Genomic DNA, 25,877 nt, shown 5'->3' on the forward strand with positions numbered 1-25,877 from the left:
GCATCAACCTGCACGCACCTGAAGGAGCACACGCCGTGACAAGCGCCCCCATCGCCCAGCAGCGCCTTCTCATCGACCTCCAGGACCTCGACTCCCGCCTGGCACGGCTGCGTCACGAGCGCAAGCACCTTCCGGTCCTCACCCGCATCGAGTTGGTCATCGAACGCCTCAAGACGAATAAGCGAGCCGCCATCCAGGCTGAGGCCGCCCTCGACGAGGCCAAGAAGCGGGCCACCCGCAGCGAGGACGAGGTCTCTCAGGTGGTGCGCCGGGCCGAGGTACTGCGCGAGCGCCTCCACTCCGGCACCAGCGCGGCCCGCGACCTCTCAGCCATCCAGGGGGAGATCGACCAGCTCGGTCAACGGCAGTCAGCCTTGGAGGAGGCGCAGATCCTGGCCATGGAGGCGCTCGACTCCGCCCGGCAGGAGGCGGAGCGCCTCAGCCAGGAGGAGTCCGAGATCCGCGCGGCCGGGCGAGAGCTCACCGCCAAGCGCGACGCCGAGTTCGCCCGACTCGACGAGGAGATCGAGTCCCTGGAGAACCAGCGGGCAGATCTGGCCGGAACCATCGAGACACCCCTCCTGGCGGACTACGAGGCCGTCCGCACCTCCACCGGTGGACTCGGCGCAGTGGCCCTCAGGGGGCGCACCATCGAGGGCGGTGCCGTCGAGATCAGCCCCCAGGAGCTGGCCCGCATCGTGGCCGCCCCGAAGGAGGAGGTCATCCACGCCGAGGAGAACGACGTCATCGTCGTACGGATGGACATCTGACAGCGGCCACGTCTCAGCCAACCGCTATATCGCCGGCCCCTGGCCCGGGTGCCGATGGTGCTCGCCAGCGGCGTCAGTGAGTCACCAGGGTGAGAACCCGTCGCCACTGCCGGTCCGGCTCGGAGACCTCGACGGCGTCGACGCTGTCCAGGCGCTCGGCGATACTCGCGATGTCGTCCACGCGTACCGGTGCAGGCAGGGACTCGCCGGCAACGGCCCGGAGGAGCTCCCCGGTGAGCAGCCCGCGAGCGTGCTTGGCCATGTGGGATACCACCTTGCGGGAACCGTCGTCGGCGGTGCGCACCACACGCACGGTGACGACCTCAATGCCGTCGCGCGCAGACGGCTTCCAAGCGGCCGCATAGTCCGCCGACCGACAATCGATCACCAACCCCTGTGCAGCCAAACCGGTGAGCGACGGCGCAAGGTACGGCTTCCAGAACGCCGACAGACGTCCCGGTCCGGGCAGGGACGTGCCCATCGACAGACGGTGATCGGGCACCAGGTCAGTGGGGGAGAGGATGCCCCACAGCCCCGAGAAGACAATGCAGTGGCGCTCCAGAGCGGAGCGGCCCGCCGGATCCTCGGCGATCGAGTCGAGCCCCGCGGCCTCGTACAGGACCCCGGTGAACAGCTGATGGGCGGGGACGCAGGGCGAGGTCTCCAGCACCAGATTCGTCCCCACCTGCTCGGCGCTACGAGGCCCCAACCCCAGGACGGAGGCCGCCTCGGCGCTCCGGCTCACCTCAGCCAGCGCGGACATCACCTCACGGCGCGCAGCGGTGAGCCTGTCCGCCTCCAGAAGCGAGTCGAGATCCAGTGATGGTCCACTGGCAGGAGCAGTCTTTCCCTCAGAGGGAGGAAGCAGGATCAGCACCCGCACATGATAGGTCGTGACACGGCCGCCGGCAGACCAGGGCTGCACGGTGGGCGCGAACCCTCGATGCCTCATGCCGCTACACTGATCCGTGCGGACGAGCCGACCGGGCGGCCGCGGTACCGGCACCGCCTTCATGACGGTGCAGGGCTGAGGAACGTCCGGGCTCCACAGAGCAGGGCGGTGGCTAACAGCCACCCGGGGTGACCCGCGGGACAGTGCCACAGAGAGTAGACCGCCCATCGAATACCGGTGGGTAAGGGTGAAAGGGTGGGGTAAGAGCCCACCAGCGCGACGGGTGACCGTCGCGGCTCGGTAAACCCCGCCCGGAGCAAGACCGCACAGCTGGCGATTGAAGGCTGCTCGCCCAAGTCAGCGGGTAGGTCGCATGAGGCCGCTGGCAACAGCGGTCCAAGATGAATGGTCGCCACCGCCCAGGCCGGCAACGGCGGGCGGCAACAGAACCCGGCGTACAGGTCGGCTCGTCCGCCCATCCTTGCGTGCGCTCTCTTATCCGCTGACGTGCAGACGACGTACTGAACTAGTGAGAAAACATGTGGCGCCTCGCCGGTTAATCCGGTGAGGCGCCACATGCTGAGCGTACGTGGTGAGCTACTTGGCCGTCACGTACTTCTCCTTGGAGTTGTAGCTGTCGTAGAAGGCCTTGACGGCGAAGACGGCTTTGCCGTCGTTCGCGGTGGCTGCATCGACCAGGAAGACGTAGTAGCCCTTCGCGGTTCCACCATCACGGGGGAAGTCCTGCCGGATGAACAGGCCACTGTCACTGTAGGACTCGATGGCGCTGGACGTGTTCCCCTGGTAGTCGTAGTCGATCTTCAGGGAGCGTCCCTGGAATTGGCCCTCGCCGTGGTAAGTCACCTCGACCGGAACACGAATGTACTTCTTTCCCTCAGGCGGGTCGGTGTAGGTGCGCCGGTCAATCGCCTGGAGATCTGCGGCATTGACATCCCACTCAACAGGGTTGAACTTGACCGAGATCGAAGCGTTGGGGTCCTCGTCGTACTTTCCAGCCTTGATCTCAACGGGGCCTGACGTCGGGTCAAGCGGCTTGGACTTGCTGCTACCGGGGTCGTTGCTGCTCGACTTGCTGCTCTGAGAAGACGAAGACTTCGAATCCGAGCTGTCAGACGCGTCCGAGTCGCCGGCATCCTCGGTGGGCTCCGAGTCGTCAGCCTTCTTCTCGTCCTTCTTCGACTCCGAGCTCGACGTGCTGTCCGCCTTGTTGTCGCTATTGCCGGAATCGCCCTTGAACATGAACACGCTGCCGATGACCAGGGCGACCACGACGACCGCAGCAATACCGGTCCAGAACCACCACTGCTGGGTCAGCGGCTTGGAGCCATTGCCAGGGCCTGCCGGGGCGGCGGCGTCAGCGGGCTGCCATCCACCGCCAGGGGGCTGCATGCCGCCCGCAGCCCCCTGGGGCTGGTAGGGCGTGGGCGACTGGGCATAGTCCATGCTGGCCGCGTAAGGGCTGGCACCGGCAGCCGCGGGCTGCCCGGCGTAGTCACCGGAGGGTGCGGAGGCGGACATGCCCGTCGGGTCGGCAACCGGTGCGTTGGTGTTCAACGAGGCCGTCGGGGCAGTCGACACCGCCTGGGTGGGAGCCCACGCCGGGTCGGCCTCTGTAGCGGCACCTGCGGCAGAAGCGGCTGACGCACCGGAGGCGGCGGAGTCATCGACCCAGATCTGCCAGCCCTCAGGAGCCGGCCCCCAGGCGGGGTCGGGCTGCCAGCCTGCAGGTGGTTCGAAGCCCTCGGGTGGTGCGGGCCAGTTCGGCGGTGGATTGAAGCGCAAAGCCATGAGAACCTCCGGGAGGAAATAAACAGGGAGAAACCCGCACGGGCTTCCTGGGCAGAATGCAGATGTCCGCTGTCCAAGGACCTTACGTCGTCACCTTATCGTGAGGCAACGTGACGGGGCCCGATCAGCCTGGACGTGGATGGGTAGCGATACCCAGAACCTCAAGGCAGGGTAAGCACCTCGGCGCCTTCCTCGGTCACCACGAGCGTGTGCTCGAACTGCGCGGTACGGGAACGGTCCTTGGTGACCACCGTCCAGCCGTCAGCCCACTGCTCCCACTCGACGCCGCCGAGAGTGAGCATCGGCTCGATCGTGAAGACCATGCCCGTCTCGATGACGTCGTCGTGCAGGGGAGCGGCGTCGTAGTGGGGGATGATGAGTCCTGAGTGAAAGGCCTCGCCGACGCCGTGGCCCGTGTAGTCGCGCACCACCCCGTAGTCGAAGCGCTTGGCGTAGGCCTCGATGACGCGGCCGATGACGTTGACCTCGCGTCCCGGTTTGACGGCCTTGATGCCCCGCTCCATCGCGGTGCGGGTACGTTCGATGAGCAGCTCCGTCTCACGGTCGACCTCACCGACGGCGTAGGTGGCGTTCGTGTCGCCGTGGACCCCGCCGATGTAGGCGGTCACGTCAAGATTGATGAGATCTCCCTCATTCAAGCGGGTCGAGTCCGGGATGCCGTGGCAGATGACCTCATTGATCGAGGTGCAGATCGACTTGGGGAAGCCCATGTAGCCCAGACAGGAGGGGTAGGCGCCGTGATCGCACAGGTACTCATGGGCGATCCTGTCCAGCTCATCGGTGGTCACCCCCGGCGTGATCGCCTTGGCGGCCTCGGCTAGAGCGCGCGCGGCCAACCGACCCGCCACCCTGATCCGCTCGATCGTCTCCGCGTCCTTGATCTCCGAGGCCGTCACGCGCTCGGGGCCGTCGTGGAACATGTACTCGGGGCGTGCGATCGACGCCGGGACATGCCGCCCAGGACTGATCGTCCCGGGAGTGAGCGTGCCGCGCGGTGCGCGATCGGCCAGCGAGGAGGAGGGCACCGAGGGCACGGAGGAAGCCGAAGAACTCATGGCCTCAGCATAGAAGGAGGCATCCGGTTCGCGGGACCTTCCCTCCAGCTACTGGTCCAGGGCCTCCGCCATCACGCTATGGGCCTTATCACTGTCAGGAACCGTCAGGAGCTGAACCAGTGCTTCTCAGCGGGGAAGGACTTCTCGCGCACCGCCGCCCCGTAGTCGGCGGCCGCCTGCCGCAGGGCCTCGCCGACCTGCCCGAACTGGTGGGCGAAGCGCGGGGACCAGTCCGTCATTCCGGCCATGTCCGTCCAGACCAGGACCTGGCCGTCGCAGCGTGCACCCGCGCCGATACCGATCGTGGGGATCGCAAGCGACTCGGTGACGCGCGCGGCCAAGGGCTCGGGCACCATCTCCAGGACGAGAGCGATCGCCCCCGCCTCGGCCAGCGCCTGCGCGTCGGCCAGCAGCTCCTCCGCGGCCTCGCCGCGGCCCTGAACCCGGAAGCCGCCGAGCATGTTGACGCTCTGCGGGGTGAAACCCAAGTGACCTACCACCGGGATGCCCGCCTGGGTCAGCGCCTTCACGCTGGCGGCCCGCGGTCTGCCGCCCTCGAGCTTGACGGCGTTGGCCCCCGCCTTCATGAGGCGCACCGCGCTGGCCAGTGCCTGCTCGGGGCCCGCCTCGTAGGTGCCGAAGGGAAGGTCCGCCACCACCAGCGCACGCTTGGTCGCCCGCGCCACCGAGCGCGTGGCCACTACCATCTCGTCGAGCTCGACTGGAAGCGTGGAGTCGTGCCCCAGCATGACATTGCCGATCGAGTCGCCCACCAGCAGCAGGTCGGTTCCTGCAGCGTCCAGGAGCTGGGCGGTCACGGCGTCGTAGGCGGTGAGCATGACCAGCTTGGCGCCCTCCTTCTTGGCGGCTGCCAGGTGATGAACGCGCACGGGCTTGCCGCCTCCGACGACGGTGGCGGACGTTCCGTAAGGGGACTCGGGTGTAGCCATGGGACGAGGCTACCCGAGGTGCCCCAATGCGTCGGCTCGCCGGACTGCCCGCCGACGTCCCTCGCGAGGAGGTTCTCCGAAACCTGCCTGACGCACCCGCGCACTAGGCTGGTCCCAGTAGAACGTCTCAGGCACAAGACCGCCGGCCACGTCGTCGGCCGGCTACCGCACCACCATGCTGAGGAGGCCCCATTGGACAAGCAGCAGGAGTACGTGCTCCGAGCCATCGAGGAACGTGACATCAGCTTCATCCGCCTGTGGTTCACTGACGTCTCCGGACAGCTCAAGTCCGTGGCCATCGCACCTGCCGAGGTCGAGAGTGCCTTCGAGGAGGGCATCGGCTTCGACGGATCGGCGATCGAGGGCCTGACCCGCGTCTTTGAGTCCGACATGCTCCTGGCTCCTGACCCCTCCACCTTCCAGATGCTGCCGTGGCGGGACGGGGACAACGGTGTGGCCCGCATGTTCTGCGATGTTCTCACGCCCGACGGCGAGCCCGCCCGCACCGACCCGCGCTCCGTGCTCGAGCGCCAGCTCGCCCGGGTCGCCGAGGCCGGCTTCACCTGCTACATCCACCCGGAGATCGAGTTCTACCTGGTCAAGCGCGACGCCGACGGGCGTATCCGCCCCACTGATGACGCCGGTTACTTCGACCACGTACCCGGGGGGACCGCCCACGACTTCCGCCGCCACGCCATCCTCATGCTCGAGCAGATGGGGATCTCGGTGCAGTTCTCCCACCACGAGGGCGGCCCCGGTCAGAACGAGATCGACCTGCGCTTCGCCGACGCCCTGTCCATGGCGGACAACATCATGACCTTCCGCGCCGTCGTTGAGGAGGTCGCACTGGAGGAGGGCTGCCTGGCGACCTTCATGCCCAAGCCCTTCCCCGACCAGTTCGGCTCGGGCATGCACACGCACTTCTCCCTGTTCGAGGGCGACCGCAACGCCTTCTTCGACCCCTCCGGCCAGTACCAGCTCTCCGCCACCGGTCGCTCCTTCATCGCCGGGCTGCTGCACCATGCCTCGGAGATCACGGCGGTCACCAACCAGCACGTCAACTCCTACAAGCGCCTGTGGGGAGGGGACGAGGCCCCCAGCTACGTGTGCTGGGGCCACAACAACCGCTCCGCCCTCGTGCGCGTTCCCATGCACAAGCCCGGCAAGGCCCAGTCGGCGCGGGTGGAGTTCCGCGGCATCGACTCCTCGGCCAACCCCTACCTGGCCTACGCGGTCATCCTGGCTGCGGGCCTCAAGGGCATCGAGGAGGGCTACGAGCTTCCTCCGGAGGCCGAGGACGACGTCTGGGCCCTGTCAGAGATGGAGCGCAGGGCCCTGGGCATCCACGCCCTGCCCACCTCACTCAAGAGCGCGGTTGCCGCCATGGAGGGCTCCGACCTGGTGGCAGACACCTTCGGTGAGGACACCTTCGAGTTCTTCCTGCGCAACAAGCGCCGCGAGTACCGGGCCTACGACGCCCAGGTCACCGATTTCGAGATCAGCCAGTTCTTCCCGCGCGCCTGAGCGGAGCAGGAGACAGCTGTGAGAGACCGCAGCGAGAAGCGACCGCCGATCGGGTCCCCCTCCCGGCACAGCTCCTCGCCCAGGACCCTGCTGCTGCGGGCCGGATTCCAGGACCCCGCCCGCGCCGGAACGCTCCTGGGCGACCCGGCGCTGCTGCCCTTCCTCCCGGCGGATGCCCAGGCCGACGACGTCGGCGAGGCGGGAGATCCCGGCGGACGTGTCTCAGCGGATCGCTCCAGGCGTCCAGGCGGCCGACCCGCCGACGTGCGGCTCGGGCCGGCTCGCGAGGACCTCATCGACTCCCTGGCGCTCACCGCGGATCCTGACATGGCCCTGCTCAGCCTCGTCCGACTCGCCGAGGCCGCCACCGCATCCGAGTCGGGCCACCTGGTATCGGAAGGCGGTATCGAGCCCGGGTGCACGACGACACCGGCGGCACTCCTGCGCAGCATCCTGAGTGATCCGGCCGCAGAGCCGCGTGAGCACAGGCACCGTCTGCTCGCGGTCCTGGGCGCCTCGCAGGCCCTGGGCGACTTCCTCGTGACCCATCCCGAGCGTCTCACGGCGCTCGCGCCGCTCAGGGCGTGGGGCTCCCCGGAGGAGCCCGGCGTCGGTGAGACGCTGCAACGAGCCGTCCTGGACGTGCTGGGGCAGGCCGACCTTGCGGAGGCAGACCCGTCAGACAGTGATGAGACAACCCCTCACCCCGCAGGAGCGGGCCCGGCAGTCAGCCGGGCGACCGCGGTGCTGCGGCGCGTCTACCGGGACCGGCTCACGGCGATCGTCGCCGATGACCTCACCAGCGCCGACCCGATCGAGCACGTGCCCACTGTCTGCCGTCGCATGGCCGAGCTCGCCGACGCCGCCCTGGACGCGGCTCTGCTCGTCGCCCGCGCCGCCGTCGGGCCGCAGGCGGATGAGGTGGCTCTCGCCGTGATCGCCATGGGCAAGACCGGGGCCCGCGAGCTCAACTACATCTCGGACGTCGACGTCGTCTACGTCGTCGGCCCCGCCCACGAGCCCCAGGACGCTCAAGAACCGATCAGCGAGGAGCACCTCGTGGACGTCGGCACCCACCTGGCCACAGAGCTCGCCCACGTCGTCTCCGCCACCGCGCCCGAGCCGCCCCTGTGGCCGCTGGACACGGCGCTGCGTCCTGAGGGCAAGGACGGTGCGCTCGTGCGCACTCTCGACTCCCACCTGGCCTACTACCGCCGATGGGCCGCCTCCTGGGAGTTCCAGGCCCTGCTCAAGGCCAGGGCCTGCGCCGGGGACGCGGAGCTCGGCACCCTCTACGAGCAAGGCGTGGCGCCCTACGTGTGGGAGGCCAGCCGACGGGAGAACTTCGTTGAGGACGCCCGTGCCATGCGGCGCCGGGTGGAGAAGGAGTCAGTGCCGCGCGGCGGAGAGGACCGGCGTATCAAGCTGGGACCCGGTGGCCTACGAGACGTCGAGTTCACCGTCCAGCTCCTCCAGCTCGTCCACGGCCGCTCCGATGAGAGCCTGCGCGTGCGCGGCACCCTGGAGGCTCTCGACGCTCTCAGCGCAGGAGGCTACGTCAGCCGAACCGATGCCGCGGCCTTGAGCGGCTGCTACAAGGCCCTGCGGCTGCTGGAGCATCGCAGCCAGCTCTTCCGCCTGCGCCGTACCCACAACCTTCCTGAGAAGGCGGAGAACCTGCGCCGCATCGAGCGGGGCATCAGCGACTGCCTGGGCCGGGGCGACAGCCTGTGGGAGGGTTTCAAGGACCTGCGCCGGCGAGTGCGGTCCCTCCATCAGGAGATCTACTACCGTCCCCTACTGGGCTTCGCAGCCGCCCTCAGCGCCGATGAGATGGCCCTGAGCCCTCAGGCTGCGCGTGAGCGCCTCGCCGCCGTCGGCTACACGGACCCCGACGGGGCACTGCGCCACATCCAGGCACTCACCGAAGGGGTCAGCCGCCGCGCCGCGATCCAGCGCCAGCTGCTGCCGGTCATCATCGGCTGGATCGGTGAAGGAGCCGACCCCGATTTCGGCCTGCTGTCCTTCCGACGGCTGTCCGAGGCCATCGGAGGGTCGCACTGGTACCTGGCCATGCTGCGGGACTCGCCGGTGGCGGCCCGCAGACTGTGCCAGGTCCTCTCCAGCGCCCACTGGGCCACCGAGCGCCTGGCGGAGTTCCCCGAGTCCATCGCCTGGCTCGACGACGACGGTGAGCTCGAGCCCCGCCGATCCGTCGCCCTGGCGGAGGAGGTTGCCGCCGTCCTGCGCCGTCGCAGCCTCACCGGCCCCGATGACGCGGCCCTTGCCGAGCAGGCGCTCGAGGCGACCCAGGCGATCCTGAGAGTGCGAGCCCGTGAGGAGGTACGCGCCTCACTGGCGGACTGCCTGGACTGCATCGACCCCGAACGCACCGCCTCCATCCTCTCCGACGCCACCGACGCGGTCCTGGACGGGGCTCTGACCGTCGCCACCGGGCTGGTCATCGCCCAGCGCGACGGGCTGGAGGCCGTTTCCTCGGGACCCGACGCCGACGGGCGCTGGCAGGCCGCTCTCGCCCGCCACGCCATCGTCGCCATGGGACGCCTGGGAGGCCGCGAGATCGGGTACGCCTCCGACGCGGATGTCCTCTTCGTCCACGAGGCCTGTGACGGGGTGGGTGAGGAGGCCGCCGCCCAGGAGGCCGAGGCCGTCGCCAAGCAGGTCATGGGGCTTCTGGCCTCGGCGCTCCCGCACCCCCTCGAAGTGGACTGCGATCTGCGGCCCGAGGGCCGCAACGGCGTCATGAGCCGCTCGCTGGACGCCTACCGCGAGTACTACGGCCGCTGGTCCGCCCTGTGGGAGCGTCAGGCGCTGCTGCGCGCCCGTTCCTGCGCCGGAGACCGGGACCTGGGCCGGCGGTTCGAGGAGCTTATCAACCCCCTGCGCTGGGCGCAGGACGGACTGCAGCCCCAGGACCTGCGGGAGATCCGCAGGATCAAGGCACGGGTGGAGGCCGAGCGCCTGCCCCGGGGCATCGACCCTGCCCGACACCTCAAGCTCGGCCCCGGAGGGCTCAGTGACGTGGAATGGAGTGCCCAGGTACTTCAGCTCGCTCACGCCGGTCGGATACCCGAGCTGCGGACCACCTCGACCGTCGGCGCGCTCCAGGCTGCGGTCCAGGCCGGGGTACTGAGCGCGGACGGCGGGGGAGAGCTGGTGGCGGCCTGGATCCTGGCCAGTCGGCTGCGCTCGGCGATCGTCCTGGGAACCGGGCGCGCCTCGGGGCCGCGCTCCCAGGTCCTTCCTACCCAGATCCGGGAGATCCGTCTGGTGGGGCGTCTCATCGGCCTGGGCGCGGGCAGGGAGAGAGAGCTCGAGGACCTTTACCGTCGCAGCGCCCGCCACGCGCGCGCGGTGGCCGAACGCATCGTCTTCACCGACACCGCCGCCCACGGCTCCTCCGCATCAACGCAGCCGACCACCACGTCGCAGGCTCAGCAGCACAGCGCGGACTCACCGCCGCCCCACTCAACAGGCTGGGCCCGGAACGCTCGCGCGCAGCCCCGTCGGGGTGCAGAAGCGGCAGGCTCCAAGAGCTCCAGGCGGGCAAACCGCAGCCGCGCCACCAGAAGGCGACCGGAGGGACCCTACCCCTGGAGCTGACCAGGCAGAGTCAGTACCAGCTGGACACCAGCCGGATACCAGGCGGATGCTGCCGGGCGATGAGGATCGCACCGTCGTCGAGGACCGCCGCCCCGCGAACCTGGCAGACTTGGCGCCGTGAGGCTCATTCTCGTACGCCACGGTCGCACCGCGGCCAATGTCATGCAGGCACTCGACACCGCCTTCCCCGGAAATCCCCTGGATGACGTGGGGCTGGGACAGGCCGACGGGCTGCCGGCCCGCCTGGAGAAGGCCGGCCTGCTTCAGGGACTGGGCTCACTGTGGGTCTCCCCGATTCTGCGCGCCAGGCAGACCATCGCCCCCATCGAGACCGCCACCGGCCTGAGCGCCACCGTCGACTCAGGACTGCGTGAGGTCCTCGCCGCCGACCTGGAGATGAACACCGATGCGCGCTCGGTGGCCTGCTACGTGGACACCACCCGGGCATGGATGGCGGGGCGCCCCGCCTGCCGCATCCCCGGATCCCCGGAGGATGGACACGACACGCTTCAGCGCTTCGACGACGCCGTCGGCCGCATCTACGAGCAGACCGCCCAGGCGGGGGACTCGGCGGCCTTGCTCGTCTCCCACGGCACCGCGCTGCGCCTGTGGACCTCTCTGAGGGCCGCGGCCGGAGGCGGTGTGGACCCGCTGTGGGTTGCCGACCGCCCCATGCACAACACCGGGATCACCATCGTCGACGGCGATCCCGGTGCCGGGTGGAGCCTGACCTCCTGGGATGACGGAGCTTGGGACCGGGCCGCCTCCTGACCGGCCCGCCTTAGAGCACCGAGGAGAGGAAGGCCCGGGTACGTTCGGCCTGGGGATCGTCCAGGACCTTGACGGGGTCACCGGACTCGCAGATGACACCGCCGTCCATGAAGATCAGCTGGTCGCCGACCTCCCGGGCGAAGCCCATCTCGTGGGTGACCACGACCATCGTCATGCCGGAGGCGGCGAGATCCTTCATCACCTGAAGCACCTCACCCACCAGTTCGGGATCCAGGGCCGAAGTCGGCTCGTCGAAGAGCATGAGCTCGGGGTCCATCGCCAGGGCGCGGGCGATCGCCACCCGCTGCTGCTGACCACCGGAGAGCTGGGAGGGGTAGTGGTCGAACCGGTCACCCAGTCCCACCCGCTCCAGCAGCTCGATACCGCGTTCGCGGGCCTTGGCCTTCGGAGTCTTCTTGACCAGGATCGGTGCCTCCATGACGTTCTCCAGAGCCGTCATGTGGGGGAAGAGGTTGAAACGCTGGAAGACCATGCCGATCTTGGCGCGCTGAGCGGCACGGGCCCTGTCCGACAGGGCATGCAGCTCGGTGCGACCACCGCGCTCGACCTCACGCATACCGATGAGCTCGCCGTCGACCTTGACCCGGCCGGCGTCGATGGACTCCAGCTCGTTGATGCAGCGCAGCAGCGTCGATTTCCCCGAGCCGGATGGGCCGATGAGGACCGTGACTGAGCCGGGCGGGACGATGAGGTCGATGCCCCGCAGCACGTGCAGCTCGCCGAAGAACTTGTGCAGGTCGCTGATCTCGACCTTGGGCGTCCCCGCCGCGGCGTGGGTGGATGTGCTCATGGGGTGACCTCCAGGAAGGGATTGTCCTTGGTGGTGTGCGCATCGAGGATGGCCTGCTGGCGGGCGGACAGGCCCCGGCCGGGGGAGGCGGAGGACTTGTCAGGGTCGAAGCCCTTGCCGTAGTAGCGCTCGATGTAGTGCTGCCCCACCATGAGGATCGAGGTAATGATGATGTACCAGATGGCCGCGACGAGAAGCAGTGGAATGATCTGGTAGGTCAGCGACGCGTAGGAGTTGGTGACGAAGGTCAGATCCAGGGTGAAGGGGACCGCCAGCACCAAGGAGGTCGTCTTGAGCATGGAGATCGTCTCGTTGCCGGTGGGCGGGACGATGACCCTCATCGCCTGCGGCAGGACGATCCTGCGCAGGATCTGGCTCCTACTCATGCCCAGGGCCCCGGCGGCCTCGCTCTGGCCCTTGTCCACCGAGTTCAGGCCCGAACGGACGATCTCGGAGAGATAGGCTCCCTCGTTGATGCCCAGTCCCAGGACCGCCGCGACGAAGGGGGTGAAGACGGTCGTCGTCTTGAAGGTCAGCAGCTCGGGGCCGAAGGGGATTCCCAGACTCAGCTTCTGGTAGAGCGCGGACAGCGCCCCCCAGAACACGAGCTGGGTGTAGATAGGGGTGCCGCGGAAGAACCACAGGTAGGCCAGCGCCACCCAGCGCAGGACCGGGTTGGAGGACTGGCGCAGGATCGCCGTGGTGACCGCAAGCACGATGCCGATGGCCATGGCCATGAAGGTCAGCAGCAGTGTCCATCCGACGGCCTTGACCACGTGGACCTCACGCAGGAAGAACCAGACCGTGGACCAGTGGAACTTCTCATTGGTGACCAGCCCGTGGATGAGCATGGCCCCCAGGATCGAGACGATCGCGGCACTGATCCACGTCCCCGGGCGGGGGACGGGCTTGGGGTTGTTGAGGACGACCTTGTCGTCCTCAGAGGCGGGTGAGGCGGTCACGGCTCACTCCTTCACTGCGGGATTGAGTTCTGCGGTGGTCAAGGCGGCGTCCTTCACGCCCCAGTTGTCCAGGATCTTCTGCCAGATGCCCTGGTCCATGAGGTACTGGATGGCGGCCTGGATCGCGGCGGTGAACTGCGGATCGGCCTTGGAGGTCACCACCCCCTGGGGGGCGGCGTCCTCCACCTCGCCCAGGGTGACGACCTGGCCGTCGGTCAGCTCGACGGCGTATCCGGCCACGGTGGAGTCGGAGTAGGTGGCGTCGATGGTGCCGCCCACCAGGCCGGTGGTGGCCTCGGACTGCTTGGAGTAGGAACGTACGGACAGCACCGCCTTGCCCTCCTTGGCGCATTTTTCGGCGGCGCTGCGCATGGTGGTCTCCTGGGCGGTTCCCACCTGGACACCGACGGTCCGTCCGCACAGCTTGAGGTGGTCGGAGGTCTCAACGCCCTTGGGGTTGCCGGCCTGGACGTTGAATCGGGAACCCACATTGATGTAGGCGGTCATATTGACCTCCGCGATCCGCTCGGGAGTGACGGTGAAGGAGGAGATGCCCGCGTCGTACTTCGAGCCGATTGAGGCGATGATGGAGTCGAACTCGGCGGTGTGCACCGTGCCCTTGACGCCCAGGACGGCGGCGATCGCGTTGGTCAGGTCGACGTCGTAGCCGACGGCCTTGCCCGAGGGATCGAGGAACTCCGCCGGTGCGTAGTCCGTGGACGCCGCCACGTTGAGGACGCCGTCCTCGAGAGCGCCTTGGGGGAGCTTGGCGATGATGTCGGGCTGCGCCTGGATCGAGGAGGTGTCGTAGGAGTGGATCTGCGAGCTCCGGTCCGCGTTCCAGTCAGCGGCGTTGGTGCATCCGCTGAGGACCAGGCAGGCTGTGGCTGCCAGCCCGAGGGCGGCGTGTTGGCGGATCCTCATTGTGGGATCTCCTCTTCGGAGTGGGTCAAGACAAAGAAAGAATATCCGCAATGCAGTATAGATATGCAAGTAGGGAGGGTGGCGTACAGCACGACGGCGGCCCTGAGCCTCGTGCGTAGGAGGCTCAGGGCCGCCGTCTGAGCTGAGTCAACAACTCACAGGTCGTAGTAGAGCTGGAACTCGTAAGGGTGGGGGCGCAGCCGCAGCGGCTCGATCTCGTTGGTGCGCTTGTACTCGATCCAGGTCTCGATGAGATCAGGGGTGAAGACGTCCCCCTCGGTGAGGAAGTCGTGGTCATCCTCCAGGGCCTCCAGGGCCTGGTCCAGACTGTCGGGGAGCTTGTCGATGTCGAAGTACTCCTCGGGAGCGAGCTCGTAGAGGTCCTTGTCGATGGGCTCACGGGGCTCGATGCGGTTGCGGATGCCGTCGATACCCGCCATGAGTACGGCGGCGAAGCACAGGTAGGGATTGGAGGACGGATCCGGTACGCGGTACTCCACCCGCTTGGCCTTGGGGGAGGAGCCCGTGACCGGGATGCGGATGCAGGCCGAGCGGTTACGGGCCGAGTAGACCAGGTTGACCGGGGCCTCGAAACCGGGGACCAGGCGGTGGAAGGAGTTCACCGACGGGTTGGTGAAGGCCAGCAGTGCCGGGGCGTGAGCCAGGATCCCGCCGATGTACCAACGAGCGAGGTCCGAGAGCTGGCCGTAGCCCCGCTCGTCGAAGAACAGCGGTTTGCCGTCCTTCCACAGCGAGTGGTGGGTGTGCATGCCGGAGCCGTTGTCGCCGAAGATCGGCTTGGGCATGAATGTGGCCGTCTTGCCGTTGCGCCAGGCCTCGTTCTTGATGATGTACTTGAACTTCATCATGTCATCACCCGCCGCGAGCAGAGAGCTGAAGCGGTAGTTGATCTCCTGCTGTCCGGCAGTGCCGACCTCGTGATGCGCCCGTTCGATCTCCAGGCCGGAGGTGAGACAGGTGCGGACCATGCGATCGCGGATATCAGCCATCTGATCGTTGGGTGAGACGGGGAAGTAGCCGCCCTTGAAAGCGGTCTTATAACCCTTGTTGCCGCCCTCCTCCTCACGACCGGTGTTCCAGGCCGCCTCGGAGGAGTCGATGGCGTAGAAGGACTCGGCCGGTGAGGACTCGTAGCGCACCGAGTCGAAGAGGTAGAACTCGGCCTCCGCTCCGATATAGCAGGTGTCGGCGATTCCGGTGGAGCGCAGGTAGTCCTCCGCCTTGGCGGCGATCGAGCGAGGGTCGCGCGAGTAGACCTCATCCGTGAAGGGATCGACGATCGAGAAGTTGACGACCAGGGTCTTCTCCTCACGGAACGGGTCCAGGAAGGCTGTGGTCACATCGGGAACCAGCTTCATGTCCGACTCGTGGATCGCGGTGAAGCCTCGGATTGATGAGCCGTCAAACATGAGGCCGTCGGTCAGTGCCTCGTCCTTGAAAGCGGCCACAGGAATGGTGAAGTGCTGCATGACGCCGGGTAGGTCGCAGAACCGCACATCGACCAGCGCGACATTCTCCTTCTCGATGAACGTCAGTGCCTCGGATGCGTCCTTGAACATATCTCCTCCAAGTGGGAACGGCGCACATACTCCACACGTATGCACTGCGGCTGACATCGGCAACTATATTGACGCTGCCGTGACAAAGGAATGGCGCCAGTGTTGCCTGAGTGTTTCGCCCGTTATTCTCCGGCCCCTTGAGGCGGCAGGCGCTGAGTGATGGAAGGTGGAGGTGACCCGGGAGGCGTTTCAGCGGCCGCGCATCGCACGGCGGTCGGGACGGACCCGATTCGGATCAATGTGCTTGGGAATCGGCAGGTTCTTGCCCGCCATCGACGTCAGGCGCTTGGAGACCTGCGTGATCTCGCTGTCGGTCAGCGAGGTGGGCTTGGTCGGAAGCCGGCGCAGCGTCTTGGACAAGTCGGTCAGACGTACCTGTCCGGCGTCAGTGCCCACCTGAAGGGTGTGGATGGGAACGGTCGACAGCAGCCGATGGACCTTGCGCTCCTCCTCAGCCAGCATGCGCCGGGTGCGGGTGCTCGGTCCCTCGGCGATGAGAACGACCCCGGGGCGTCCCACAAGCCGCCACACGAGGTCCTGATCCTTGGTGAAGGCCACAGGCTCGGACTCGACGTACCAGCCTCGGCCGATCTGGTCCAGAACGGCCTTCGCCGCTCCCGGCATTCCCTCGATCTGGGAGTAGGAGGCGCGACGCACGGTGACAGACAGGATGATCATGTCAACCATGAGCGCCATGAGGATGCCCAGGAACAGCCAGTACCACAGGGACATTCCGCTGGCGAACGATATTGCCAGGCCCACGGCGACGCAGACGACGGTCGCCGCCAGCATCGCCCACCCGATCCACGGATAGCTGCGCCGCGAGATCGTGTAGGAGTCCTTGATGTTCTGAAGGTACTGAGCCAGCCGGCGCTTCTTCTTCGGCTGGGGGGACTGGGCACTACTCACGGGCACACAATAGACGACGTCGCTGGCCGGCACACACGGTCTCGCCGTCAGCGTGCCTGGCTGGAACGCATCGATAATCCGGCTACGTGGGAGTGGCGATCCGTCTTCAGCAGGCGGCGACGAGGTGGGGATGGGCTCCCAGCAGGGCCGACGCCTCCTGGCGGGCGGTGGCGGGCTCGGCGAGCTGCGACAGGTGCTCAGGGATGGGGCGGCCGCGCTTGACCATGGCCCGTCCCCACAGCATCCCGGCACGGTAGGAGGATCGCACCATGGGCCCGCTCATCACGGCGGCGAATCCGATCTCCTCGGCCAGACGGCTGAGATCCACGAACTCCTGGGGCTTGACCCAGCGGTCAACAGGGTGGTGAAGCTTGGAGGGGCGCAAGTACTGCGTGATGGTGAGGATGTCGCAGCGCGCCTCCACCAGGGCGGCCATGGCCGCCTCGATCTCGTCGCGGGTCTCGCCCATGCCCAGGATGAGGTTGGACTTGGTGACCAGACCCGCTTCCGCGGCGGCCGTGATGACGTCGAGACTGCCCTGGTAGGAGAAGGCCGGTCGGATCCGCTTGAAGATGCGTGGGACCGTCTCCAGGTTGTGGCCGAGAACCTCGGGGCGCGAGGAGAAGACGTCCTCCAGGGCCTCCGGGTTGCCCCGGAAATCGGGGATGAGCAGCTCGACCCCGGTGCCCGGCGAGAGCTCGTGCACCTGGCGGGCGGTCTCGGCATAGAGCCAGGCGCCGCCGTCGGGACGGTCGTCACGGGCCACCCCGGTGACGGTGGCGTAGCGCAGCTCCATCTCCTTGATCGAGACCGCCACGCGCCTGGGCTCATCGACATCGTACTCGGTGGGGCGGCCGGTGGCGATGTCGCAGAAGTCGCAGCGCCGGGTGCACATCTCTCCGCCCACCAGGAAGGTGGCCTCACGGTCGTTCCAGCACTCGTAGATGTTGGGGCAGTTCGCCTCGGCGCACACCGTGTGCAGGCTCTTCTCCCTCACCAGGCCGCGGACCGCCTGGTAGGTGTCGGAGACGACGGCGCGGGTGCGCAGCCAGTCGGGCTTGGACTCGATGGGTGTCTGGGCGTTGCGCGCCTCGACCCGCAGGAGCTTGCGTCCCTCAGGGGCCACGGTGGTGCTCACGTCTACCTCTCCTCGCCGACGACGTTTCCACAGGGAGTCTAGTACTCTCCCGAGGCTTATAGGACCTCTGACCTAGGAGTGACTCCTGTTGTCACGTGGTGTCCGCCACCAAGGGGGTCAGATGATTCTCCAGGGCAGAGACCAATGCGTTCGCGGGAGCGCTGGTCGACAGGTGATGGCCGGTCTCCGCGCTCAACGAGGTCACGCCGGCGTCGTCGATTCCGCAGGGAATGATGCGATCCAGGGAGAAGGCCTCCAGATCTGGGTCGACGTTCAGGCCGATTCCGTGCATCGTCACACCGCGGGCGACTCTCACCCCCAGGGCGCAGATCTTGCGCTCGGGACGCGGGAGCCGGTCGGCTCCGCCCGCGGTCTCAGGATCGGCCGGCAGCCAGACCCCGGAGCGCTCCTCGACGCGGATCGTCTCCAGACCGTAGAGGCCGCACAGCTCGATCACGGCGGCTTCCAACGCCCGCACGTAACGGATGACGTCAATCGGCTGGGCCAGGCGCAGGATCGGGTAGACGGTCAGCTGGCCCGGCCCGTGCCAGGTGGTCTTGCCGCCCCGGTCCACGTCGACCACTGGTACGTGCCCCGGCTCGACGACGTCGGCACTGGGCCGCTCCCAGGAGTGGGTCCGCCTGCCGACGGTGTAGACCGGCTCGTGCTCCACGAGCAGGAGCGTGGAGGGACGCCGTCCCTCCACGACCTCGGCATGGAGATCCCGCTGCCGCTGCCAGCCCTCATGGAAGGGGATGAGCCGGGAACCGAGCTCCATGTCCTCGCGCAGCACGGGCGTAGTCTACGTGACCACAACCGGAACCGGAGTTCGAGTTATCCACAGGTCGGTCGAATGGGCTGGTCATCCCGCAGCGCCGTGATGACCATGGAATGCATGAGCCCGATGACGTGCCCCCGCCCTGCCGACCGCCCTCGAGACGGCGCCTCCAACCGTGCGCGGCCCCGGCGCCGTCCCGTGCCTCGACGTCGGCCCCGCCGTGCCGGCGCTGCTCGCCCTCCCTCGCTCCCGACATCCGACGCCGAGCCGAGCATTCCCGACTCGGCGCTCAGTGCCCTGTCGCAGCAGGGCTACACCATCGGCGAGGTCATGGGACGCTCCACGGCCCCCAGCGCGCCTCGTCGCGGTCTGGATGCGCAGGGCCATCATGTGGTCATCCGGGTCGTCGACCTGCCCCAGGGGCGCGCAGGTGCGGCCGTCCTGCGACGCCTGGCCGATCTGCGCGTCCTGCGCCACCCCGGTCTGGTGACCGTCCGGGAGGTGGTCTCGCTGCCCGAGCACCGTGCGGGCGTCATCATGGACCTCGTCGAAGGGGCGGGACTCGACGTGGTTCTGGGGGCACGGGGAAGGTTGAGCGCCTCCTACCTGGCCACGCTCCTGGACGTTCTGGGCTCGGCACTGGCCTACCTGCATGAGCACGGTGCGGCCCACGGTGACGTATCGACCGGCAACGTCCTGGTGACCACGGAGGGGCAACCGGTCCTCGTCGACCTGCTGGGCTCCGTCACGGAGATGGGCACGCAGGAGTATGCCGCGCCGGAGCGCCTTGCCGGCGCTCCGGCGTCCGCGGCCTGCGACGTCTACGCCCTTGCTCGTCTGCTGACCGAGTGCTCGGGGCAGGGAGGTGCCGCCCATCGGCGTCTGGCGGGGCTCCTGACCGACGCTCTGGCCGAGGACCCCGCCGACCGTCCCACGGCCCGGGACCTGACTGCCCGAGCGCCTCAGCTGGGGAACGCCTCACCCATCGAGCTGCCCGACGGCGCCCGCCTCGCTGCAGGCTCTCTGCGAGCAGCGGCCCGCACCCCGACTCGCACGATCGGCTCCAGGCTCAGACCTCAGGCCAGGGCGGGCGCCCGGCCGATGACGAAGCGCGAGCCCCGAAAGGACCGTGGCGGCGCCGGCCGCACCGGGCGAGGGCCTGCGGCCATACGGTGGGGGAGAAGAGGAGGAGCGGGGCGCAGACGTTCCCGCGCCTGGGGGCTTGCGGCGGCACTGCTGGCGGCCGTCTGCCTGGCTGCCTGGGGGCCTGCCAAAGCACTGGTGTCGTACAGGCCCGCATGGGCGCTCGGTGCGGCCACGAGCCCATCGAGCCCGGCGCGACCGGTGGCCTCCGCCCTCCCCGCGGGAAGCCCATCTCCCGTCGCCGCCGGAAGTCCGGCCGCAACGGCGTCGACACCGGGTCCTGGCGGGAACGGTGGCTCGGACATGGCGAGTGTCGTCGTCGGACTGTCCGCGGCTCGAGACCGGGCCCTCATGGCCGGCGATGCGACAGCGCTGGCGGCCACGACGGTACCGGGGTCGCCCGCGGCCGAAGCTGACACCCGGGTTCTCACCGAGCTGCTGGACTCCGGTGAAGGCGTCGGGGAGCTGCACACCTCCATCAGCCAGGTCGCTGAGGTGACGCTGCCTGACGACGCGGCAGCACAGTGGCCCAGTGCCAGAGCGCTGCAGGTGATGCTGTCTCAAAGTGCCTCAACGCGTTCGGGACCTGAGGGAACGCGGACGGTTCCGGCCCTCCAGCCCCGGCAGGTCGTGCTTATTGTCGTCCCGGCGCCGTGGCGCGTCGCCGACATTCGAACCGTGGAGTGACCCCCAGGTGCGCTGCCCGCCAGGCGTGGTCGATGATCGGTGCGGACTCGGGGTGGGGACGGCCCGCGTGGCGCTCAGTAGGGCTCGGTCAGGATTGACGTGTAGCCCTCGTGCTCGAGCACGTGCCGTGTGTCCGCCACCATTGCCGCCGAGCCGCACAGGTAGACGTCCGTGCCGTCGGGGTCGAGTTGGAGATCGTGAGCGAGTGCGGTGACGGCCTGGGTGACTCGTCCGTGGAATGCGTCCGGCACCTCCTCGCGACTCAGGCAGCGCACCACAGTCCCCGGCATCGGCGAACTGATCCTGGTGGTCAGGTCCTCCTCCTGGTGACGGCACCCGAAGAGCAGCGTGTCGTGCTCCAGACCGGGAGCCTGAGCGAACATGGCCAGCATGGGGGCGATTCCCGTGCCGGTGGCGATGAACAGGCGGCGCCTACCCGAGTCGGCGAGCCCGAATCCGCCCAGGGGCAACTCCACCACTGTACGTGCACCCGTGTCCACGTTCTCGATGAACTGGGATCCTCGGCCGCCTGTTCGGGTGGAGATGAGCAGACGAAGACGATCCTCCTCCAGTCCCGCGATCGAGTAGTCGCGCCATGCGTCATCACCCACGTGCAGGCGGGCGAACTGTCCTGGTGTCCACGGGCCGATCCTGCCGTCCAGCTGCAGCACCGCCTCCCACACGCTGGGAGTCAGAAGACGCTTGGAGACCAGGGTGGCACGGTGCTTGCCCTCGGGCAGCGCGTGTCCTCCGCGAGAGGCGGAAGGTGTGGGGGGCGTGCGCAGGGCGGAGGTGATGGTGGGATACCCACGCGGCCCGAGGACCTGGCACGCGGCCGCCACCCCGCCCATCATGGCTCCCATGATGCCGGTGCTGCCGGCATCCTGGCCGGAGAGGAACAGGCCGGGAACTGCTGTGCGAGGTCCCAGAGGCCGGGACCGGTACCTCAGCGGAGTGGCAGGAGGTCCGTAGAAGGCGCCGGCAGGGTGGGCGGTGTAGTGCTCGTAGGTCAGAGGCGTGGAGGTCTCCGCGTAGTCCACGAGTCCGGTCAACCCCGGAGCCGCGCTCTCAGCCAGCTCCAGCATGCCGCGGGCGATGCGCTCCTTCAGGGCTGAGTACTCGGGGCCACGGTGTCCTCTGGGGTGCTCGGCCCACTGCTGGAAGGCTTTCACGTCACAGAAGGAGATGAGTTCGGCGGTGTGCGGGGACTCGCCGGACTTCAAGGAGGGGAAGGAGACGAAGACGTCGTGAGGATGACCCTCGAGCAGCGAATCGTTGCTCCTCTGTGAGCCCTCGTGATCGAGATCCCGGTTGACCCAGACGTTGCCGCCATCGATGCCAATACTGCGTGGGTCATCACGCAGTCGCAGGAACACACTGACCGCTGATGTGCCAGTGCCCAGATGCTCCAGGGTGCGGCGTGCTGACTCGGTGCGCCGCCCGATCTCACCGAATGTGGGCAGCAGGCGGTTGAAGGTGTTGGAGGCGCCGATGGCGGAGACAATGACAGGGGCACGGTAGATGCGTTCCCGTACCTGCGCGCCGCGGTGGTCCATGACTCGGACCCCGACGGCCGCCCCGTTCTCGGTAAGGATCTCCGTCGCCTCCTGAGCGACGCGGACGGCGCCTCCGGCCTGCTCGATACCCTTCTCGATAGTGCGGGCGATCCGAGCGCTGCCACCGCGGGGAAACCAAGCGCCCTGGAGGTAGTGGGAGACGATCAGCGCATGCACGGCAAAGGCTGATCGGGACGGCGGCAGCCCGTAGTCCCCCCACTGGCTGGCCAGGACGGCCTTGAGCTCGGGGGAGCGGAAGTGGGCATCCAGATACGCCTTCGTCGTCCCGGTGGCTCGTCGTCCTCCCAGACGCTGAGCCGCTCTGAGCAGCGAGGCCGCGGCTCGGGGGACCATCCCCTGGACGAAGCCCAGTGTCGCCCACCGTATCACCCGGCGAACATCCTGGAAGTAACGGCGGATTGCTCTGGCCTCCTGAGGGAAGGCGGCAACCAGGTCGCGCTCGTACCGAACCGGATCACTGCTGACGCGCAGGTCCACTCCCGGGTAGACGAACCTGTCATAGGCGTCGGGCATGCGGTTCCACTCCAGCTCTCCGCCGGAGAGATAGTCGAAGTAGGCACGGCCCTGGCTTCCGGGGCCGACCTGCCCGATGTAGTGCACCCCCACGTCCCAGGAAGCGCCATCGCGCCGGAAGGTGTGAGTCAGGCCGCCCGGTTCCGTATGCCGCTCAAGGACGAGGACTCGTTTACCGGCGGCGCGCGCCAGCAGTCCGGCAGTCGTCAGGCCTCCGATACCCGAACCGATCACGATGACGTCGTAGGACATCCTTACCCCTCACATACTAGACAGCGTCAAGTCAGCATAGCAGTGAACTGGACACTGTCTAGTAGTGCGGTTCTAGACTTCTGCCATGACCTCTGAACCGACAGGCGCCTCAGGGCGCCGCGGCGGCCGGGACCTGCGCTCCGAGTTGCTGCGAACCAGTAGGCAGCTCCTCGATGAATCTGGCCCCAGTGCACTGAGCATGCGGGAGGTCGCGCGTCGTGCCGGCTGTACGCACCAGGCTCCTTACCACTACTTCGCCAACCGTGAGGCCATCCTGGCGACTTTGGTGCGTGAGGGCTTCGATGAGCTCGCCGACATGCTCGCTGCGGCGCACGAGGGGCTTGGGAACGCGGATCTGCATGCGATCCTGGTGGCCTCGGGAAACGCTTACGTCGAGTTCGCGCTGCGTCACCCCGGGGTGTTCCGGGTGATGTTCCGGCCCGATGTCTGCGATCCCGAGCGCTTTCCGGAGGTGGTGCAGGCCGGTGAGCGTGCGCGTCATGAGCTGGCCCGTCTGGCGAGGGCCATGATGGGCGATGGTGCTCAGCTCGAGGCTGAGGTCCTGATCTGGTCCGGCGTGCACGGCCTGGCCTCGTTACTGCTCGACGGGCCGTTGGTGGGCGAGTTCGGCTCGATGGAGGAGCGCATCGACTTCGCTCGAGGTGTCGTCGGCCTGGTCGAGGTGCCCGTGGTTGACGGGGGCTGCGGGTGCGGGAATCGGCATAGTGGTGGGTGTACGGCGGAAGCGGAAGGGCGTTCGGTCTCTTGACTGAATGTCGTTGTCGGAGGTGAATAGCAACAAAAGTTGACAATATAGTTCTGTCAACCTATGTTGCTTGTATGGATGCGCTCACTGCAGCCACCGAAGCTGCTGACACCACTCGCCCCGAGGATGGGCTACGAGCCGTGGCGGCTCTGCGACGACTGACGGACAGCCTTGAGCTTGCGCAGGTCGAGGCCGCTCTGCGCGCGGGCATGGGGTGGAGCGAGATGGCCTCCTGTCTTGGAGTGTCTCGTCAGGCGGTCCACAAGAAGTACGCCAAGCGAGTTCAGCCCGGTTTGGCCCCGACCCGGAGGAGATGACGATGCCTGCTGTTGCCCACTACCTGACCTGGCTCGAAGCCATGCGCACGGAGGCCGCGCGCCTTCGTCACCGGGAGGTCGAGCCGGAGCACATGCTCCTCGGTCTTCTCGCACAAGGCGGGACGGCTGCAGCCGTCCTGGCGGCTCAGGGCGTGACTCTCGCGCGAGCGCGCGCCGCCGTCGACGAAATGACTGATACGGACCTTGCGCGCGTGGGCATCAACCTTTTCGACACTCTCAGACCTGTGCCGATCGCCACTGAAGAGCTGGCCGTGAGGGCAGGAGAGGAGATCCCTCTCTCGGACGCTGCTGCCGAGCTCATTGACAGTAAGGGGACTTCGTTAAGCACCAGCACACAGGCTCTGCAAGCCCTCATCTCCTCATCCGCCGCTCCGCTCCAGCCCCCTGCTGTCAGGCTCCTTACTCGCTGCGGTGTCGATGTCGACCGCCTGCGTACTGAGCTCACTGAGATGGTGGCCGATCAGGAACCAGCTCTGGGACGCTACCGGATGACTGATGAGTACCGTGGGTACGGCCTGGATCGGGAGCTGAGTCAGGAACGCTTCATCTCAGCTCCGGTAGCCCGTCTGGCCACCCTGCTCTGTGACCCGAACCGGCTCACGTGGTGGGTTCTGCCCCGACAGCAGCTCGTTGAGGTTCTCTCCGACGGGGCCGTGCAGAGGGTGGAGGGGCGCCGCCGAACCGGCTTCCTGAGGTGGCGGCTGGAAACATCCGTGGCCGCAAGGGTTACCTGGTCGTGCACCGTCGTCTCAGGGCCTCGCGATGGTGAGGTGGCATTCGTTCGTGACCTTCACCTGATCAAGGCGCCGGGCGGCACTCGTGTCCGTTTGGTTCTGGCGCATCGCACATGGGGGCGGCTGGGAGCGCTGCTGTACCCGTTCTTCTGGCGAGGAACTCGTCTGGGGCTGGACAACACGCTCGCCGGTATCGCACGGGCTGGGGCAGAGGACTCCTGAGCCGAGCCGCAACCCGTGAACAGACCGAGGTGGTTGTCATGCGCCCGATCATCGGGAACCGATAGACCGGGTACAACGAACGGGGCCCCGCACCGTGATGGTGCGGGGCCCCGTTGACGGCCTAGCTTGCCGAGGGCAGGCTCACAGACCCAGCTCGCCGCCGAAGTCGCCTTCCTCGAGGCGCTTCTTGACCGTCATGAGGTAGCGGGCCGCGTCCGCACCGTCCACCAGTCGGTGGTCGTAGGACAGGGCCAGGTAGCACACCGAGCGGATGGCGATGACCTCGCCGCCATCGGCGTCCTTGATGACGCGGGGCTGGCGCTGGATGGCGCCCAGGCCAAGGATCGCCACCTCCGGCTGGTTGATGATCGGGGTGTCGAACAGAGCACCGCCGCTGCCGGTGTTGGTGATCGTGAAGGTCGAGCCGCTGAGCTCATCGGGGTTGACCTTGTTGTCCCGGGTGCGGGCGGCCAGGTCATTGATGCGCTTGGCCAGCCCGGGGATGTTGAGATCCCCGGCATTCTTGACCACGGGCACGAGCAGGCCGCGCGGCGTGTCCACCGCGATGCCAACGTGCTCGACGTCGTGGTAGGTGACGTTCTTGCCCTCGATGGAGGCGTTGATCTTCGGGTGGGCCTTGAGAGCCTCCGTGGCCGCCTGGACGAAGAAGGGCAGGAAGGTCAGTTTGGTGCCGTTCTTGGCCAGGAAGTCGTTCTTCGCGCGGGCCCGCAGCGCGGCCACGCGAGTCACGTCCACCTCGACAACAGTGGTCAGCTGGGCGGAGGTCTGCAGGGAGTCGATCATGCGATCGGCGATGACCTGACGCAGGCGGCTCATCTTCTCCGTGCGGCCACGCAGGGTCGTGTCCACCTCGGGCTTGGCCGAGGCCGGCTTAGCGGCAGGTGCAGGCGCCTCAGCGGCTGGAGCAGCGGCGGATGCGGCAGCGCGAGCCTCCTCAGCGGCCTTGGCGGCTGCCTCCACGTCCTGCTTGCGGATGCGGCCGCCCACGCCCGTGCCGGTGACGGTGGACAGGTCCACGCCCTTGTCCTTGGCGAGCTTGCGCACGATCGGCGTGACGTAGGAGCCCGTGGCTCCAGAGCTCACCGGTGCCGGGGCGGTGGGTGCAG

The 25,877-nt window shown here is 67.7% G+C and carries 21 protein-coding genes and 1 other RNA gene; 9 read left to right on the plus strand and 13 right to left on the minus strand.

The genetic code is table 11. The features are described 5' to 3' along the window. The first annotated feature begins 35 nt into the window (after positions 1–35). Positions 36–770: a zinc ribbon domain-containing protein gene (locus BKH28_RS05475; protein ID WP_075417845.1), complete on the plus strand. Its 735-nt coding sequence runs from the start codon at positions 36–38 to the stop codon at positions 768–770. Positions 771–843: 73 nt separating this feature from the next. Here BKH28_RS05475 and BKH28_RS05480 read toward each other — a convergent pair whose 3' ends face one another. Beyond that, positions 844–1,647, minus strand: coding sequence for a YaaA family protein (locus BKH28_RS05480; RefSeq protein ID WP_178388833.1), 804 nt, complete (start codon positions 1,645–1,647; stop codon positions 844–846). 98 nt (positions 1,648–1,745) lie between these two features. Between BKH28_RS05480 and rnpB the strand changes: the two genes are divergently transcribed. Further along, an RNA gene (gene rnpB, locus BKH28_RS05485) (RNase P RNA component class A) lies at positions 1,746–2,136 on the plus strand. A 123-nt stretch (positions 2,137–2,259) separates the two neighbouring features. Here rnpB and BKH28_RS05490 read toward each other — a convergent pair. From BKH28_RS05490 to panB, 3 genes are all read right to left on the minus strand, one after another. Next, the gene (locus BKH28_RS05490; protein WP_075417847.1) at positions 2,260–3,471 is read right to left on the minus strand and encodes a hypothetical protein; all 1,212 of its coding nucleotides are present in this window, start codon (positions 3,469–3,471) and stop codon (positions 2,260–2,262) included. Positions 3,472–3,632: 161 nt separating this feature from the next. Beyond that, positions 3,633–4,547 (minus strand): type I methionyl aminopeptidase, encoded by a 915-nt coding sequence (map, locus tag BKH28_RS05495; protein ID WP_075417848.1) that lies wholly within the window; start codon positions 4,545–4,547, stop codon positions 3,633–3,635. A gap of 104 nt (positions 4,548–4,651) precedes the next feature. Further along, positions 4,652–5,497 (minus strand): 3-methyl-2-oxobutanoate hydroxymethyltransferase, encoded by an 846-nt coding sequence (gene panB / locus BKH28_RS05500; protein ID WP_075417849.1) that lies wholly within the window; start codon positions 5,495–5,497, stop codon positions 4,652–4,654. 192 nt (positions 5,498–5,689) lie between these two features. Between panB and glnA (BKH28_RS05505) the strand changes: the two genes are divergently transcribed. The 3 genes from glnA (BKH28_RS05505) to BKH28_RS05515 all read left to right on the plus strand — a co-directional run bounded on the left by glnA (BKH28_RS05505) (position 5,690) and on the right by BKH28_RS05515 (position 11,416). Further along, complete coding sequence (glnA, locus tag BKH28_RS05505) at positions 5,690–7,021, plus strand: type I glutamate--ammonia ligase (RefSeq protein ID WP_075417850.1); 1,332 nt, start codon at positions 5,690–5,692, stop codon at positions 7,019–7,021. Positions 7,022–7,039: 18 nt separating this feature from the next. Then, positions 7,040–10,645 (plus strand): bifunctional [glutamine synthetase] adenylyltransferase/[glutamine synthetase]-adenylyl-L-tyrosine phosphorylase, encoded by a 3,606-nt coding sequence (locus BKH28_RS05510; RefSeq protein WP_075417851.1) that lies wholly within the window; start codon positions 7,040–7,042, stop codon positions 10,643–10,645. A gap of 117 nt (positions 10,646–10,762) precedes the next feature. Next, positions 10,763–11,416 (plus strand): histidine phosphatase family protein, encoded by a 654-nt coding sequence (locus tag BKH28_RS05515; protein ID WP_075417852.1) that lies wholly within the window; start codon positions 10,763–10,765, stop codon positions 11,414–11,416. A gap of 10 nt (positions 11,417–11,426) precedes the next feature. On the opposite strand, the gene BKH28_RS05520 is transcribed toward BKH28_RS05515, so the two are convergent. The 7 genes from BKH28_RS05520 to lipB form a co-directional block, all read right to left on the minus strand. Continuing rightward, complete coding sequence (locus BKH28_RS05520; protein WP_075417853.1) at positions 11,427–12,227, minus strand: amino acid ABC transporter ATP-binding protein; 801 nt, start codon at positions 12,225–12,227, stop codon at positions 11,427–11,429. After that, positions 12,224–13,189 carry an amino acid ABC transporter permease gene (locus BKH28_RS05525; RefSeq protein ID WP_075417854.1) on the minus strand — a complete coding sequence of 322 codons (966 nt, stop codon included), beginning with the start codon at positions 13,187–13,189 and terminating at the stop codon, positions 12,224–12,226. The genes BKH28_RS05520 and BKH28_RS05525 overlap by 4 nt, the downstream gene beginning before the upstream one ends. Positions 13,190–13,192: 3 nt before the next feature. Then, a complete protein-coding gene (locus BKH28_RS05530) occupies positions 13,193–14,113 on the minus strand; it encodes an ABC transporter substrate-binding protein (RefSeq protein ID WP_075417855.1) in 921 nt (306 codons plus the stop codon). Between the two features lie 155 nt (positions 14,114–14,268). After that, on the minus strand, positions 14,269–15,693 hold the full coding sequence (gene glnA, locus BKH28_RS05535) for a type I glutamate--ammonia ligase (RefSeq protein ID WP_075417856.1): 1,425 nt from the start codon (positions 15,691–15,693) through the stop codon (positions 14,269–14,271). 189 nt (positions 15,694–15,882) lie between these two features. Beyond that, complete coding sequence (locus BKH28_RS05540) at positions 15,883–16,602, minus strand: DUF4191 domain-containing protein (RefSeq protein ID WP_075417857.1); 720 nt, start codon at positions 16,600–16,602, stop codon at positions 15,883–15,885. 106 nt (positions 16,603–16,708) lie between these two features. Then, a complete protein-coding gene (locus BKH28_RS05545) occupies positions 16,709–17,740 on the minus strand; it encodes a lipoyl synthase (RefSeq protein ID WP_075417858.1) in 1,032 nt (343 codons plus the stop codon). Between the two features lie 91 nt (positions 17,741–17,831). After that, on the minus strand, positions 17,832–18,533 hold the full coding sequence (gene lipB, locus BKH28_RS05550) for a lipoyl(octanoyl) transferase LipB (protein ID WP_075417859.1): 702 nt from the start codon (positions 18,531–18,533) through the stop codon (positions 17,832–17,834). A 102-nt stretch (positions 18,534–18,635) separates the two neighbouring features. Here lipB and BKH28_RS05555 point away from each other — a divergent pair, with 102 nt between their 5' ends. Next, the gene (locus BKH28_RS05555) at positions 18,636–20,348 is read left to right on the plus strand and encodes a serine/threonine-protein kinase (protein ID WP_075417870.1); all 1,713 of its coding nucleotides are present in this window, start codon (positions 18,636–18,638) and stop codon (positions 20,346–20,348) included. 74 nt (positions 20,349–20,422) lie between these two features. Here BKH28_RS05555 and BKH28_RS05560 read toward each other — a convergent pair whose 3' ends face one another. Continuing rightward, the gene (locus BKH28_RS05560) at positions 20,423–22,690 is read right to left on the minus strand and encodes an FAD-dependent oxidoreductase (protein ID WP_075417860.1); all 2,268 of its coding nucleotides are present in this window, start codon (positions 22,688–22,690) and stop codon (positions 20,423–20,425) included. An 85-nt stretch (positions 22,691–22,775) separates the two neighbouring features. Here BKH28_RS05560 and BKH28_RS05565 point away from each other — a divergent pair, with 85 nt between their 5' ends. The 3 genes from BKH28_RS05565 to BKH28_RS05575 all read left to right on the plus strand — a co-directional run bounded on the left by BKH28_RS05565 (position 22,776) and on the right by BKH28_RS05575 (position 24,750). Further along, on the plus strand, positions 22,776–23,459 hold the full coding sequence (locus tag BKH28_RS05565) for a TetR/AcrR family transcriptional regulator (RefSeq protein WP_075417861.1): 684 nt from the start codon (positions 22,776–22,778) through the stop codon (positions 23,457–23,459). 71 nt (positions 23,460–23,530) lie between these two features. After that, positions 23,531–23,773 carry a hypothetical protein gene (locus tag BKH28_RS05570; protein WP_075417862.1) on the plus strand — a complete coding sequence of 81 codons (243 nt, stop codon included), beginning with the start codon at positions 23,531–23,533 and terminating at the stop codon, positions 23,771–23,773. Positions 23,774–23,775: 2 nt separating this feature from the next. Further along, entirely contained in the window at positions 23,776–24,750 is a 975-nt protein-coding gene (locus BKH28_RS05575; protein ID WP_075417863.1) for a Clp protease N-terminal domain-containing protein, read from the plus strand. Between the two features lie 141 nt (positions 24,751–24,891). Here the strand turns inward: BKH28_RS05575 and sucB are convergent. Continuing rightward, a partial coding sequence (gene sucB / locus BKH28_RS05580) for a 2-oxoglutarate dehydrogenase, E2 component, dihydrolipoamide succinyltransferase (RefSeq protein ID WP_256695508.1) occupies positions 24,892–25,877 on the minus strand: 986 nt, incomplete at its 5' end.

This window comes from Actinomyces oris (genome assembly GCF_001937665.1).
GTDB lineage: Bacteria > Actinomycetota > Actinomycetes > Actinomycetales > Actinomycetaceae > Actinomyces > Actinomyces stomatis.

Coding starts and splice junctions, on each gene's coding strand:
- BKH28_RS05560 (WP_075417860.1), bottom strand. CDS start 22,690: ATGTCCTACGACGTCATCGTGATCGGTTCGGGTATCGGAGGCCTGACG.
- map (WP_075417848.1), bottom strand. CDS start 4,547: ATGAGTTCTTCGGCTTCCTCCGTGCCCTCGGTGCCCTCCTCCTCGCTG.
- glnA (WP_075417856.1), bottom strand. CDS start 15,693: ATGTTCAAGGACGCATCCGAGGCACTGACGTTCATCGAGAAGGAGAAT.
- panB (WP_075417849.1), bottom strand. CDS start 5,497: ATGGCTACACCCGAGTCCCCTTACGGAACGTCCGCCACCGTCGTCGGA.
- BKH28_RS05490 (WP_075417847.1), bottom strand. CDS start 3,471: ATGGCTTTGCGCTTCAATCCACCGCCGAACTGGCCCGCACCACCCGAG.
- BKH28_RS05530 (WP_075417855.1), bottom strand. CDS start 14,113: ATGAGGATCCGCCAACACGCCGCCCTCGGGCTGGCAGCCACAGCCTGC.
- BKH28_RS05575 (WP_075417863.1), top strand. CDS start 23,776: ATGCCTGCTGTTGCCCACTACCTGACCTGGCTCGAAGCCATGCGCACG.
- BKH28_RS05565 (WP_075417861.1), top strand. CDS start 22,776: ATGACCTCTGAACCGACAGGCGCCTCAGGGCGCCGCGGCGGCCGGGAC.
- BKH28_RS05520 (WP_075417853.1), bottom strand. CDS start 12,227: ATGAGCACATCCACCCACGCCGCGGCGGGGACGCCCAAGGTCGAGATC.
- BKH28_RS05570 (WP_075417862.1), top strand. CDS start 23,531: ATGGATGCGCTCACTGCAGCCACCGAAGCTGCTGACACCACTCGCCCC.
- BKH28_RS05555 (WP_075417870.1), top strand. CDS start 18,636: ATGAGCCCGATGACGTGCCCCCGCCCTGCCGACCGCCCTCGAGACGGC.